Here is a 12,972-nt window from a genome sequence, read left to right as displayed (position 1 = left end):
GAGTCTTCGGGGCTGGGGTGGGGAGTCGTGTGGGGGCCTTGCGCGGGGAGCGCTCGCACCGGTGCCGTGGGGGCGGCAGCCGGGTTGCGCTGCGGGAGCCGCGCCTCAGGCCTCCCGTTCGGTGGTGGCGTGGCAGGTGTGCGCCGGGGCGAGGAGGCCGCGCAGGGCGGTGAAGGAGTCGCGCACCGAGGCCGCGGGGCCGTCGGGGTGCTGCTTGTCGCGGGCCCATCGCATGAGGCCGTTGCGTACGGCGGTCATGGCGATCCCCGCGAGCAGCGCGACGGTCTGCCCGTCGGGGGCGTCTCCGGTGCGGCGGGCGATGGCGCCGGCCAGGTCCCTTTCGAGCGCGTCGCACTCGGCGAGGAACGCGCCGAGGGCCGAGGGCACCTTCTCGACGACGGCGAGGACGTCCTCGAACGCTCCGGCGCCGGGCGGCATCTCGTCGACGTGCGTGGCGAACACGTCACCCAGGTCCCGCAGCACGGCGTCCGGGCCGCGGCCGGGCGCTGAGACGAACTGCTCCGCCTCGGCCTCGGTCAGGCCACCGGGCCAGGCGAAGAGCGCGGTCTCCTTGGTGCGGAAGTAGTTGAAGAAGGTCCGCGGGGAGACGCCGGCCTCCTTGCTGATCATCTCGACCGTGACGTGTTCGAGGCCGTGTTCACGGGCCAGGCGGACCGTGGCGGCGTGAAGTTCGGCCCGGGTCTGGCGCCGTCGCCGGGCGCGCAGCCCTTCGGCCGGCGCCTGCTCGCGGACCGCCGACGCCGCGGTGCCTGATGTCATCACGCGGAAGATTCTTGCACACACTGCAATCTTTGCGCGCACTGCATCTAGGCGCCCGCGAAACCCCTGATCCAGGCACCCGCGAAACCCGTGGCACCTGCGGTCACGGCAGCGGCACGGGCACCGGCGTGGGCAGACGCGCCCATCCGAGATACGCTCCATAAGCGTTGTTTCAGGTGAAATGTGAAAGCCACTGTTCGCCGGGAGACCAGACTGATGCTCACTCGCACCGTCCTTGCCGCCTCCGCCGCCGCGCTGCTCGCGTCCGCCACCGGCGCGTCCGCCACCGGCGCGTCCGCCACCGGCGCGTCCGCCACCGCAGCGTCGGCCGACACCCGCCCCGCGCACCCCGCCGCCGCACCGGCCGCCGCCCTCAAGCCCTGCGCGGAGAACGCGCTGACGATGAAGGCGGCCCCGGCGGGCCAGGACCACGTCCTGCGCCTGAGCGTCAAGAACCACTCCTCGCGCGCCTGTCTCGTGGACCGCGTGCCGCTGGTCACGTACGGCAATCTGGACGGGGCCGCCCTCCCGTTCCCGCTCTCCGGCAGCTCCGCGTACAAGCTCGACGCCGGGAAGACGGCCCACGCCGCCGTGCGGTCCCTGTCCGCGAGCGATGACAGCGACGCCCGGTCGGTCGGCTACGTCGTGGTGGCGGCGAATCCGGAACACAACGGCAAGAAATTCACCGCCGCCTCACTTTCCGAGCCGGGCGGGCTGCGCGTCTGGTCGCCGGTGACAACTCTGTGGCAGCCGACGCGGGCCCTGGCGGACGAGGCTCTGGCCGAGTCCGACGGCGCGGGGGTCCTCAAGGTCTGACCCCTCGCCCGCCTCTGACCCCTCGCCCACCTCGCATCAGGCCGCGGCGCGGACCGCGAGAAGCGAGGCGTCGTCCTGGAGCCGGCCCTCCGCGTGGCGGAGCAGGTCGGCGGCGAGGGCGTCGGTGAAGTCTTCGAGGACCTCGTTCCCCAGGGCGGCGGCCCGCTCCGCCAGCGGGTAGAACGCTCCGCGCGCGTCCCTGGCCTCGCTCACCCCGTCCGTGTAGAGCAGCATGCACTCCCAGGCGGTGGCCGGCACGGGCTGGGCGGCACACCATCCGGAGTGGAGGTCGAGCAGGCCGAGCGGCGGTGCGGGCGCGGGGACCGCGGCGTGGACGGCGGCGCCGTCGCGCAGCAGGACGGGCGGCGGGTGTCCGCAGCAGACCAGTTGGGCGGATCCGTCGGATTCGACGCTGAGCAGGGTCGCCGTGACGAAGCGGTCGGGTTCGTCCGAGTGCGCGACCAGCGAGTGCAGCCGTACGGCGATGCCCTCCAGCCGCGCCTCACAGGCGGCAAGATCGCGCCAGGCGCGTAAGACACTGTCCGCGGTGCGGGCGAGCGCGCGGCCTTTGCCCATGACGTCACCCATCAACAGGCGTGTGCCATAAGGGGATTCAATGGCTCCGTACACGTCGCCGCCCGCTCCCGCGGGGCTTCTCTCCACCGGCGCGACGGTGGCGTTCGCCAGGTGCCGGGCGCTGACGCGCAGCGTGCCGACCCGCTCGGGGAGAGGGGAGACCGGCTGGGAACGGGCAGTCATGCAGGGACCTTCCGGGGTGCGGCCGGACGTGCTGCCCGACGTGACGCGCCGCGCAAGTGTAGCCAGTCGAGCGCGCCCGGTAACCGATTGTCACCGAATCCGTTCCCACCTGATCCCGCAGCCCCCAGGTCGTCAACTTCGTGCCGGCGCACGCCAGTTCACGTAACCGCACGGCGGGCCGCCTCAGTCGGCGAGGTCGGCCCGCAGCGTCAGCAGGTTCGTGCCGAGGGCACGCACGGCGGCGCTGTTGTACCGCGGCAGGTTCTTCAGCCGCGCGCGGGCGTCGTCGTCCGGCAGCAGGTGTGCCGTGCCCGTGTGCCAGCGTCCCTTGATCCGGACGCGGATCTTGGGGTCGGCCTGGATGTTGCGTACGTACTGCGACTTGTCGCCGTACTCGGACACCCACCAGAACTCACGGCCGACCAGGCGACCGCCGACCGGGGTGCGCCGGGGCAGCCCGGACGTGCGGCCGGTGGTCTCCAGCAGGATCTGGCCGGGGAGCCGGGAGAGGAGCGGGTTGCCGATACGCCGCTGGAACGACGTCACGGCCCTGAACTTGAACTCGCGATACCGCGACATACGCGTCCCTCCGTCGGCACTGTGACTACCCGCCGCACTCTAGGTGACCCGGCGGACCGGGTCAGGCAGGTGCCTTCGCCGGGGCCGCGGCGGCGGGTGCCGGGCGGGGCAGCGCCAGGGCCGCCGCCACCGCGAGCGCCCCGACGACCGCGGCGGTCAGCCAGCCGTGGCGGAACGCCGTGAGGGACGCTTCCGCCGCGCGGGGCTCGCCGATGAGGCCGACCATCACGGCCACTCCGAGGACGGAGCCCGTCTGCCGGGCCATCGTCGTGACCGCGGACCCGGTGGCGAACCGGCCGGGCGGCAGCGCCGTGGCGGCCGCCCCCACGAGGGTCGGCAGGGCGAACCCGACGCCGACGCCGGTGAGGAGTATGCCGGGCAGGAACGCGGCGGCGTAGTGCGGTGCCGCGTCCAGGGCGAGGGCCCACCACACGAGACCGCCTGCGAAGAGGAGGCAGCCGGCCGCCGCCGTGCGGCCCGCACCGAGCCGTCGCACGACGGGTCCTGACGCGACGGCGAGCACGGGGACGACCAGCGGACCCGGCGCGATGGCCAGTCCGGTACGGATCGCCGAGTAGCCCCACACCTGCTGGCACCACAGGACGGAGGTGAGCAGCATCGCGGCGAACGCCACCGTGAAGAGGAGTGCGGCGAGCGTGGCGAACGCGAAGGCGGGGATGCGCAGGAGCGGGAGTTCGACGATGGGCACCGGGTGCCGGGCCGACCGCAGCCAGAACCCCGCCGCGAGGATCACCGCGATAGCCAGCGAGCCGAGCACACGGCCCGAACTCCAGCCCCATGCCTCGGCCTTGACGAGGCCGAGCGCCAGGGAGCCGATGGCGAGGGTGAGGAGGACGGCGCCCGCCAGGTCGGGCAAGGGGCCGCTGCGGTCGTGACGGTCGGCGGGCAGCAGCCGGATACCGGCCACGAGGCCGGCCGTGCCGACCGGCACGTTGACGAGGAAGACCCAGCGCCAGTCGGCCTCCACGAGCAGCCCGCCCGCCACGGGGCCGAGGCCGGCGGCGATCCCCCCGATGGCGGCCCAACTGCGAATGGCGCGCGGGCGGCGCTCCACCGGGGTCGCGACGAGCAGCAGCGCGAGCGACGTCGGCATGAGGGCGGCGGCGCCCGCGGCCTGGAGGGCACGCGCCGCGACGAGCCAGCCGACTCCGGGGGCAACGGCGCACAGCGCGGAGGCGACGGTGAACACCGCGAGGCCCAGCAGGAAACCGCGGCGGTGTCCGTACCGGTCGGCGAGGCGTCCGGCGGCCACGAGCAGGGCCGCGAACACGATCGCGTAGGCGTTCAGGACCCAGGACAGGGAGGCGAGCGAGGCGTCGTCGAAGGAGGTGGCGAGGGCGGGCACGGCGACGTTGACGATGAACAGGTCGAGGTTCACGACGAAGACGCCCACGGTGACGATCCACGCGGTGGCCGAACCGGTCCTGCCGGATGCCGGCCCGCCCGAACCCGAACCCGCCCCCGAACCGGAGGCCGAAGCGGCGCCCGAGCTCCCGGCAGACGCATCCGCCACACCGACTGAGTTTGATTTTCCAACCATCACGCACGGCAACCTAGCGTGAGTGAGTTTGATATGACAACCCTGCAGTTGGGCGCGGCAGGTGGATGCTGTCCGCCCTCACCCCGACGTGCCGTGTCATCGCCGCTGCCGACCGGACACCCCGCCGTAACGTCCCCCTCGCCCACCCCCGAGCGAAGGATCACCCCTCTATGCGCACCCCCTCGGCGTCCGACTGACGGCGCTCGCCGTCGTGGCACTGGCCGGCCTCGCCGGACCGGCCGTCACCCCGGCGCAGGCCACCGACAACGTGCCGTGCCACAACACCGTCGAGCGGGACCTGGTCGACCCGCCGTCGGGTCGCACCTGGCCCGGGACCGACGTCATGTACTGCAACCTCACGCGCGGCCACGTCCCGGTCCACGCGAGCCGCTCCCCCGGTTCCCCCGTGGTCGGCTACCTGGAACAGGGCGGCGCGGCCAACTGGTTCGTCACCGAGATGAAGGGCGAGACGTACCGGGACGGCGCCGCGGAGAACAACTGGTGGGCCAGCACCCGGGCGGACAACGGCCGTTGGGGCTGGACGCCCGAGGTCTACTTCGCGGGCGGCGGCAACTACGAGGACGACGCGGGCCTGTTGATGCCGGGCTCCTACACCTGCGCAAACACCTGCGCCCCCGTGCCCTTCTGGGCGCGCTGACCCCGCGGCGCACCGGGGGCGGGGCCGGGTTACCCCACCCCCTCTTCGGCAACCCCGGTTCGACAAGCTCGCCCATGATCATCAAGACTGAGGATCATGCGATTCGGCGTGAACCTTCTGAACTTCGGCTCTGGCACGACCCCGCGAACCCTCGAGCGCCAGGCGACGGACGCCCGCGCGCTGGGCTTCACATTCGCGATGATCTCCGACCACATAGCCGTCACCCCCGACGTGCACGAGGTGTACCCCGCCCCGTTCTACGACCAGTTCGTCCTGGCCGCGCATCTCGCGGGGCGGGTCCCGGGGCTTCGGCTCGGCACGACCATCACCGTCATCCCGTACCGGCACCCGCTCCAGACGGCGCGGCTTGCGGCCAACATCGACCAGCTGAACGACGCCGGGTTCATCCTCGGCGCGGGCGTCGGCTGGTCGGCCGCCGAGTACCGCGCGCTGGGCGTCCCGTTCGAGGAGCGCGGCGCCATCACCGACGAGTATCTGGCCGCGATCCGCGCCGCCTGGGCGCAGGACCCGTGCGATCCGCGCCGCCTGGGCGCAGGACCCGTGCACCTTCGAGGGGCGCTACGTCTCGTACGAGGGCATCCGTACGGCCCCCGCCCCCGCTGCCGCGCAGCTGCCGGTCTGGGTCGGCGGCGACTCGCCCGCCGCGCTGCGCAGGGCCGCGCGCCTGGGCGAGGGATGGCACCCCTTCATGCCGACCCTTCAGGGCCTGCGCGCGAAGCTGCCGGTCGTGGCCGCCGAGGCCGAGAAGGCCGGGCGGCTCGTGCCGGAGCTCGTGCCGCGGCTGCAGATCGCGCTCGGGGCGCGGCCCGACACCGAGGACCGCCCGCTCGGCCACGGCAGCGTCGACCAGGTCCGCGCCGACCTGCACGCGTTGGCCGAACTCGGCGCCACACACGTGCTGTTCGACACCTACCCGGGCGACCCGGCCGTGCGCGCCACGGCCGACGAGGACCGCCGCGTCCTGGAGGTCCTCGTGGAGCAGGTCGTCGATCCGGCCACGGGCGACGTGCGCTGACGCCGGGGACCATGAGCAGCCCCACCACCCCCTGAAGGGATACCTCCCGTGTCCAGGACCCGGAGACAGCCGCCGGCGACTGGTGGCGTTCCGCCGCTCTCTACCTCTGATCTTTGGCCGTGCTGCGCCGTTTACGGCGGGGGTGAAGGCCATCTCAGAACTGCTCTGACCCGCACCGTACGCACGGGCCCGCAGTGTTGTCCTCAGCCCACGGGGCGCTGCTGATTCTCGATGTACTGCTTGACGACGGTCAGCGGTGCCCCGCCGCAGGACCCGGCGAAGTACGAGCCGGACCAGAAGTGTCCTCCCCACAGGTAACGGCGGACGTGCGCGCTGTACTCCTGGCGGAGCCTGCGGGAGGACACGCCCTTGAGGGAGTTGACCAGCTTGGAGAGCTGGACTTCTTTCGGCGGGTAGTGCACGAGCAGGTGCACATGGTCCTGCTCGCCGTTGAACTGCTTGAGCTCGGCCTCGAAGTCCGCACAGACCTCGCGCATGATCTCCTCGGTGCGCGTCAGCATGGCATCGGTGAACGCCTTGCGCCTGTACTTGGTGACAAAAACCAAGTGGACGTGCAGGTTGTAGACGACGTGGTGCCCGGTGCGCACGTCAGGATTGGGGATCCATCGTGGCGACATAGGCCAACTGTAGTAGGTTGATCGCCATGAGCGAACTTGTGTGGGAGAAGCGGCAGTTCGGGCACCGTGCCCGGCTGGCGGTGACGCCTGCACAGATCCGGCTCATGGACGGCCAGGCGCACGCTGCACGAGCGATGTGGAATCAGCTCCACGACCTGTGGCAGATGACGCCGAGGTGTCAGCGCTCCCCGTCGCGCTTGGATCAGACCGTGCGGCAGGCGCGCAAGGAGATCGACTGGTATGGGGTGCTGCCCGCGCAGGCCGCGCAGGCAGCACTCAAGACGTACATGCAGGCGTGGAAGAACTGCTGGGACGGGCGGGCGGACGAGCCGAACTTCAAGGCCCGCTTCCGCACCGTCATGTCCGTGGACATCCCGCAGGGCCGCGATCTCCAGATGAAGCGGGTGCACCGCCGATGGGGCATGGTCAACATCCCCAAGGTCGGACGTGTCCGCTTCCGCTGGACCAAGGATCTCCCGGTCGGCAAGCACGCCGACACGGAGAACCGCATCACCGGCGCGCGCCTGGTCAAGGACGCGCTCGGCTGGCACATCGCCTTCCGCGTTCAGTCTCTGGAGCCGAAGCCTGAGCCGCACACCGGCCCGGAGATCGGCATCGACGCCGGGGTCAACCTTCCCCTCGCCCTGTCCGACGGCAACCACCAAGACCACGACCGGCCGCCCCGGCTCCCGGACGGCACCGCCGACCGGGACAAGTGGCTGAATCCGGACGAGAAGGCCAAGCTGCTCCGTCTGGAGCGGCAAGCCGCGCACCGCAAGTCCTTCCGCAAGCCGAAAGAGCGCAGCTCGAATCGGCTGCACCGCATCTACGACCAGATCAAGCAGCTCCGCGCAAGAGCCACGCGCCGCGCCGTTGACTGGCAGCACCAGACCACCACCGCCCTCGCCCGCACCTACGGCGTAGTCGTGGTCGAAGCACTCACCATCACGAACATGGTCAAGTCCGCCAAGGGCACCATCAAGGAACCAGGCAAGAACGTCGCCGCCAAGTCCGGCCTGAACCGCTCCATCAGCCAAGAGGCATGGGGCCGCACCGTGACAATGCTGACGTACAAGACCGCCCGCCACGGCGGCACCCTGCACAAGGTTCCCGCCCCGAACACTTCCCTGCGCTGCTCCGCGTGCGGCTTCCTCACGCCCGGCAGCCGGGAAGGCCAGGCCACGTTCGTATGCAAGAACCCCGACTGCGGCTGGGAAGGCAACGCCGACCACAACGCTGCCCGGAACGTTTTGCACCTGTACCGGATCGGCCTCGTGGCGATCCCGGCTGCCGGGAAGGCAGTCGTCAGGCGCACCCGTGGCGCCAAGCCCGCCGCCGCAAGGTAGGTGGGAATCTCGTTCCTGAGCTTGCGAAGGGAGGAGAGCACTTCAACAGGTGTACGTACGCAGCTTCGCCGACGGCGACGGCGACGGCACGGGCGATCTCGCGGGGGTCAGAGCCCGGCTGCCGCACCTGGCCCGGCTGGGGATCGACGCGATCTGGTTCACCCCCTGGTACCGCTCCCCGATGGCGGACGGCGGTTACGACGTCGCCGACTACCGGGCGATCGACCCGTCGTTCGGCACGCTCACCGAGGCGGAGAAGCTCATCGAGGAGGCCCGGGACCTCGGCATCCGCGTCATCGTCGACGTCGTGCCCAACCATGTCTCCGACCGGCACGCCTGGTTCAGGGCCGCGCTCGCGGCAGGCCCCGGCAGCCCCGAGCGCGAGCTGTTCCACTTCCGGCCCGGCCGGGGCGCGCACGGCGAACTGCCTCCCAACAACTGGCCGTCCCAGTTCGCCGGCGAGACCTGGACCCGTGTCCCCGACGGGGAGTGGTACCTGCATCTCTTCACGCCCGAGCAGCCCGACCTCAACTGGGCGCACCCCGCCGTACGCCACGAGCACGAGGAGGTGCTGCGGTTCTGGTTCCAGCGGGGCGCGTCGGGCGTACGCGTCGACTCGGCGGCGCTGCTCGCCAAGGACCCGGCGCTCGCTGACGCCGCCGCGGACGACACCAGCGGCTATGTCGACCGGGACGAGCTGCACACGATCTACCGCTCCTGGCGGGCCGTCGCCGACGAGTACGACGGCGTGCTCATCGGTGAGCTGTGGGTCCCCGACCCCGAGCGCTTCTCCCGCTATCTGCACCCCGACGAGCTGCACACGGCCTTCAACTTCGACTTCCTGTCGCGCCCGTGGGACGCGGCGGAGCTGTGTGACTCCATCGACATGACGCTGGCCCACCACGCGCCGGTGGGGGCTCCCGCGACCTGGGTCCTGTGCAACCACGACGTGACGCGGACGGTGACCCGCTACGGCCGGTCGGACACGACGTTCGCGTTCGCGTCGAAGCGCTTCGGCACGCCCACGGACCTGGCGCTCGGCACCCGCAGGGCGCGCGCGGCGGCGCTGCTGTCGCTGGTCCTGCCGGGGGCCGTCTACCTCTACCAGGGGGAGGAGCTGGGCCTGCCCGAGGCGGAGGTACCGCCCGGACGCATCGAGGACCCGATGCACTTCCGCTCCGGCGGCACCGACCCGGGCCGCGACGGCTGCCGGGTGCCCCTGCCCTGGACGCAGGACGGTTCTTCGTACGGCTTCGGGTCGGCCGGGGAGCCCTGGCTGCCGCAGCCGGCGGACTGGGGGATGTACGCCGCCGCGCGGCAGGACGCCGATCCTGGCTCGATGCTCTCGCTCTACCGCGAGGCGCTGCGCCTGCGCCGCACGGAGCCGGGCTTCGGCGACGGGCCGATGCGCTGGCTCCCAAGTCCCCCTGACGTGCTGGCCCTTGCCCGGGGCGAGGGCCTGGTCTGCGTCGTCAACTTCGCCGATCCGGCCGCTGCGCTCCCGCCCCATTCACGTCTCCTGCTGGCCAGTGGCCCCTTGGACGACGAGGGGAGGCTCCCGCGGGACACGGCGGTGTGGCTGCGCGTGTGAACCGCACGCCCGGGAGGACTTAGGTATATGCCAGAAGCATCACCGCACCGGGTGTTGCCAAACCCCTTACGGGGCCTGTCCGGCTGTGCGACAGTCATTACCGGTCCTTCCGTCAGTCTTGGTCGTGCCGCGCCTGTATCGGAGTACGCCATGTCACCCCATGTCTTCGCGGACCGCCCCGCCGCCCAGCCGCCGGAGCACGGTTCGGTCGACGCGCTGATCACGCAGACGCGTCGGCTGCTCGGTGACGTCGACGCCGTGCGCCGCGAGGCCGTCTCGGACGACGGTGACCCCGAGCGACGCTGGCAGCGCGCCCTCTACGAGCTGGCCGTGCACCAACTCAGCGACCTCGACAAGCACTTGGCGCAGTTGCGCGACGGGCCACCGCGTCCGGCCGTGGACTCCCTGATCCCCGAGGCACGCGGCTCCGCGCCCGCCGAGCCGCAGAGCGGTTCCCTGCTCAGCCGCGTGGGCAGCGCCGAATGGAATCTCCTCACCGACGAGGCGAGCTGGTCCGGGGAGCTGTTCCAGATCCTCGGCCGCAACCCAGGTGCACCCCCGCTGACCCTCGACGAACTGCCGTCCGTCGTGCACACCGATGACCAGGCCATGCTCACCAGGATGGTGACGGACTGCCTCATCGAGGGGAAGCCGATCGACGGCGAGTTCCGTGTCCTGCGCGCCGACGGCACCGCCCGGACGGTGCACATGATGGGCGAGCCCGTGCTCGACGCCGATGGCTCCACCGCGTCGATGTGGGCGGTCCTGCGCGATGTCAGCGAGCTGCGCCGCACCCAGCGGACCGTACGCGAGACCCATGACTCGCTCCAGCGCCGGCGGCACATCGAGCAGACGGAACACCGGCTCGCGGTCGAGCTCCAGGAGGCCGTACTGCCGCCGTGGCGTGGCTCCCTGCGGTTCTCCCGGGGGGCGCCGCACGACCTCGACCTCGCGGCCCGCTGTCTGCCGTCGTCCACGGGCGAGCTCGTCGGCGGCGACTGGTACGACGCTCTCGAACTGCCTGACGGGCAGACCCTGTTGAGCGTGGGCGGCCTGACCGGACACGGCGTGACCGTGACCTCCGGCATGGCGATGCTCCTGGGCGCCCTGCGCGGCATGGCCGTCACGGGGACCCGCCCCGACGAGCTGATGGGCTGGCTCAACCAGCTGACCGAGACCTCGGTGCAGCCGTCCCTGGGCAGCGCGGTCTGCTGCCGTTACGATCCCCGGTCGCGCACCCTGACCTGGGCGCAGGCGGGACACCCCGCCCCGCTGCTGTTCCGCGACGGGGTAGGGCGTGCGCTGACGCCGCCGGAGGGCGTGCTGCTCGGAGCGACACCCGGTGCCACGTACGGGCAGGCCGAGGAGTCGCTCCGCGCCGGCGATCTGCTGCTGCTGCACACCGACGGCCTGGTCCCCCACCGCAGTGGCGCCGCGGCGGCGAACAGGCTCCTCGATCTCGCGCCACGACTCGCCGAGGCCGCCACCGCACAGGACTGTGTGCGGACGGTCTTCGAGGAGTTCGCCGCGTACGAGCGCGCGGACGAGGCCTGTGTGCTGGTCGCCAGGATCGGCTCCTGACGCAGACGGTCATGTGTTGAAGTCGGTCACGTGTTGAAGTCGGACCGCGTGCCCCGGAGGTTCACGCCTGGGCGCGCTTGCCTCCCGTGGACTTTCCGGGGGCGTTCGGCAGCGCGAGCTTGATCTCCTCACGTAGGTCCACGATCTTCGGGTAGCCCGCGTACTGCCCGGTGAGCCGGTACATCTCGCGGAGCCGGTCCCAGGTGCGATGGGAGGAGTTGGCCCCCATCGACACCAGCGCCAGGCGCGCGTACCGGTCGGCCTGCTCCGGGTCGTCGGCGATGAACAGGGCCGACGCGAGCGAGATGTAGTCGAAGATCTGCGACCGCTGCCGCCCGTTCGCCCGCAGTTCGAGGGCTTCCTTGGCGTGGCGCTGCGCGGTGTTCGCCGCGGCCGGCTCGTGGTCGGCGAGGGTGCGGTAGGCCAGGGCCTGCATCCCGTGCAGATCCGCCTCGTCGAACATCTGCATCCAGCTGGGCGGCGGCACGTCGCCCTTGTCGGAGACGAAGAGGTCCTCCGCCTGGCCGAGGGTGCGCCGCATGGCCTGGCCCTTGCCCATCGACGCCTGTGCCCAGGCCTCGATGGTGTAGAGCATGGCGCGGGTACGCGGCAGGGTCTCGTCGCCGGATCCGGACTTGGCGAGCTTCATGAGGTCGAGGGCGTCGTCGGGCCGGCCGAGGTGCACCATCTGACGGGCCGCCCTGGACAGGGCCTCCCCGGCGCGCGGCCGGTCGCCGCCCTCCCGCGCCGCGTGCGCGGCGATGACGAAGTACTTCTGGGCCGTGGGTTCGAGGCCGACGTCGTGGGACATCCAGCCCGCGAGGACGGCCAGGTTGGCGGCGACGCCCCACAGGCGCCGATGGAGATGGTCGGGTTGCCGGTAGCTGAGCATGCCGCCCACTTCATTGAGCTGGCCCACCACCGCCTTGCGTTGCAGACCGCCACCGCGGGCAGCGTCCCAGGCCCGGAACACCTCGACGGAGCGCTCCAGTTCCTCGATCTCCTGCGACCCGATGGGGGCGGCCTCGTAGCGGTCGTACCCAGCGGGGTCGGCGTGCAGGGGGTCTTCGAATCGTGGGGCGTCGGCCGCGAGGGCCGGATCGGTCTGCAGCCAGTCGTGCATGGCGCTGTTGAGTACAGATCCTGCGGTGAGCGCGGCACCCGCGCCCACCAAGCCGCGTCGGTTGAGCATGAGGTCCATTCCCGTGAATTCGGTGAGGACCGCAGCAGTCCGCTCGGGCGCCCATGGCATTCCGTCGGGGTGTTGAACCGCCCCGTCGTCACGCCGTTTCCCAGTGCGCCCGTGCCGGACCAGACCGAGGTCCTCGATGGTCACGACACGGCCGAGTCGCTCGGTGAACAGCGCCGCCAGCACCCGTGGCACCGGATCGCGCGGGATCTCTCCCATGTCGATCCAACGCCGCACCCGCGAGGTGTCGGTCGCCAGCTGTGGGTGGCCCATGGCCGCCGCCTGCCGGTTGACCAGCCTCGCGAGCTCCCCCTTGGACCAGCCGGCGAGGCCGAACAGGTCGTTCAGGCGGGTGTTGGGTTGTCCGTTCACGTCAAGCCCCCAGGTTCTCGGCTGAGTTGACAGTAACCCTCTGTCAGTTGCTGAGCGACTATTCGC

Annotated in this window: 12 protein-coding genes; 6 read left to right on the top strand and 6 right to left on the bottom strand. The window is 71.5% G+C overall.

Annotation, left to right across the window (positions count from 1 at the left end; translation table 11 throughout):
• Positions 1 to 105: 105 nt before the first annotated feature.
• Entirely contained in the window at positions 106 to 780 is a 675-nt protein-coding gene (locus OHA58_RS34780) for a TetR/AcrR family transcriptional regulator (RefSeq protein ID WP_405483685.1), read from the bottom strand.
• Positions 781 to 996: 216 nt separating this feature from the next.
• Here OHA58_RS34780 and OHA58_RS34775 point away from each other — a divergent pair, with 216 nt between their 5' ends.
• A complete protein-coding gene (locus OHA58_RS34775) occupies positions 997 to 1,596 on the top strand; it encodes a DUF4232 domain-containing protein (protein ID WP_405483684.1) in 600 nt (199 codons plus the stop codon).
• 36 nt (positions 1,597 to 1,632) lie between these two features.
• Here OHA58_RS34775 and OHA58_RS34770 read toward each other — a convergent pair whose 3' ends face one another.
• From OHA58_RS34770 to OHA58_RS34760, 3 genes are all read right to left on the bottom strand, one after another.
• A complete protein-coding gene (locus tag OHA58_RS34770) occupies positions 1,633 to 2,355 on the bottom strand; it encodes a PP2C family protein-serine/threonine phosphatase (protein ID WP_405483683.1) in 723 nt (240 codons plus the stop codon).
• A 183-nt stretch (positions 2,356 to 2,538) separates the two neighbouring features.
• On the bottom strand, positions 2,539 to 2,934 hold the full coding sequence (locus OHA58_RS34765) for a nitroreductase/quinone reductase family protein (protein WP_405483682.1): 396 nt from the start codon (positions 2,932 to 2,934) through the stop codon (positions 2,539 to 2,541).
• A gap of 61 nt (positions 2,935 to 2,995) precedes the next feature.
• Entirely contained in the window at positions 2,996 to 4,468 is a 1,473-nt protein-coding gene (locus OHA58_RS34760; RefSeq protein WP_405483681.1) for an MFS transporter, read from the bottom strand.
• 238 nt (positions 4,469 to 4,706) lie between these two features.
• Here OHA58_RS34760 and OHA58_RS34755 point away from each other — a divergent pair, with 238 nt between their 5' ends.
• The gene (locus tag OHA58_RS34755) at positions 4,707 to 5,153 is read left to right on the top strand and encodes a hypothetical protein (RefSeq protein WP_405483680.1); all 447 of its coding nucleotides are present in this window, start codon (positions 4,707 to 4,709) and stop codon (positions 5,151 to 5,153) included.
• A 96-nt stretch (positions 5,154 to 5,249) separates the two neighbouring features.
• Complete coding sequence (locus OHA58_RS34750; RefSeq protein ID WP_405483679.1) at positions 5,250 to 6,224, top strand: LLM class flavin-dependent oxidoreductase; 975 nt, start codon at positions 5,250 to 5,252, stop codon at positions 6,222 to 6,224.
• Between the two features lie 168 nt (positions 6,225 to 6,392).
• Here the strand turns inward: OHA58_RS34750 and tnpA are convergent, their stop codons facing one another.
• A complete protein-coding gene (tnpA, locus tag OHA58_RS34745; RefSeq protein WP_405483678.1) occupies positions 6,393 to 6,827 on the bottom strand; it encodes an IS200/IS605 family transposase in 435 nt (144 codons plus the stop codon).
• Between the two features lie 26 nt (positions 6,828 to 6,853).
• Here tnpA and OHA58_RS34740 point away from each other — a divergent pair, with 26 nt between their 5' ends.
• The 3 genes from OHA58_RS34740 (at position 6,854) to OHA58_RS34730 (ending at position 11,345) form a co-directional block, all read left to right on the top strand.
• Positions 6,854 to 8,173 carry an RNA-guided endonuclease InsQ/TnpB family protein gene (locus OHA58_RS34740; RefSeq protein ID WP_405483677.1) on the top strand — a complete coding sequence of 440 codons (1,320 nt, stop codon included), beginning with the start codon at positions 6,854 to 6,856 and terminating at the stop codon, positions 8,171 to 8,173.
• Between the two features lie 49 nt (positions 8,174 to 8,222).
• Positions 8,223 to 9,764 (top strand): glycoside hydrolase family 13 protein, encoded by a 1,542-nt coding sequence (locus tag OHA58_RS34735; RefSeq protein ID WP_405483676.1) that lies wholly within the window; start codon positions 8,223 to 8,225, stop codon positions 9,762 to 9,764.
• Positions 9,765 to 9,914: 150 nt separating this feature from the next.
• Entirely contained in the window at positions 9,915 to 11,345 is a 1,431-nt protein-coding gene (locus OHA58_RS34730) for a PP2C family protein-serine/threonine phosphatase (RefSeq protein ID WP_405483675.1), read from the top strand.
• 61 nt (positions 11,346 to 11,406) lie between these two features.
• On the opposite strand, the gene OHA58_RS34725 is transcribed toward OHA58_RS34730, so the two are convergent.
• The gene (locus OHA58_RS34725) at positions 11,407 to 12,906 is read right to left on the bottom strand and encodes a hypothetical protein (RefSeq protein ID WP_405483674.1); all 1,500 of its coding nucleotides are present in this window, start codon (positions 12,904 to 12,906) and stop codon (positions 11,407 to 11,409) included.
• Positions 12,907 to 12,972 lie beyond the last annotated feature (66 nt).

Origin of the sequence: Streptomyces sp. NBC_00009, assembly GCF_045040855.1 — a bacterium.
GTDB lineage: Bacteria > Actinomycetota > Actinomycetes > Streptomycetales > Streptomycetaceae > Streptomyces > Streptomyces aureus.
Note: the sequence above shows the minus strand (reverse complement) of the source record. Positions and strands in the feature narration are given on the sequence as shown.

Coding starts and splice junctions, on each gene's coding strand:
- OHA58_RS34780 (WP_405483685.1), bottom strand. CDS start 780: ATGACATCAGGCACCGCGGCGTCGGCGGTCCGCGAGCAGGCGCCGGCC.
- OHA58_RS34775 (WP_405483684.1), top strand. CDS start 997: ATGCTCACTCGCACCGTCCTTGCCGCCTCCGCCGCCGCGCTGCTCGCG.
- OHA58_RS34770 (WP_405483683.1), bottom strand. CDS start 2,355: ATGACTGCCCGTTCCCAGCCGGTCTCCCCTCTCCCCGAGCGGGTCGGC.
- OHA58_RS34765 (WP_405483682.1), bottom strand. CDS start 2,934: ATGTCGCGGTATCGCGAGTTCAAGTTCAGGGCCGTGACGTCGTTCCAG.
- OHA58_RS34750 (WP_405483679.1), top strand. CDS start 5,250: ATGCGATTCGGCGTGAACCTTCTGAACTTCGGCTCTGGCACGACCCCG.
- tnpA (WP_405483678.1), bottom strand. CDS start 6,827: ATGTCGCCACGATGGATCCCCAATCCTGACGTGCGCACCGGGCACCAC.
- OHA58_RS34740 (WP_405483677.1), top strand. CDS start 6,854: ATGAGCGAACTTGTGTGGGAGAAGCGGCAGTTCGGGCACCGTGCCCGG.
- OHA58_RS34730 (WP_405483675.1), top strand. CDS start 9,915: ATGTCACCCCATGTCTTCGCGGACCGCCCCGCCGCCCAGCCGCCGGAG.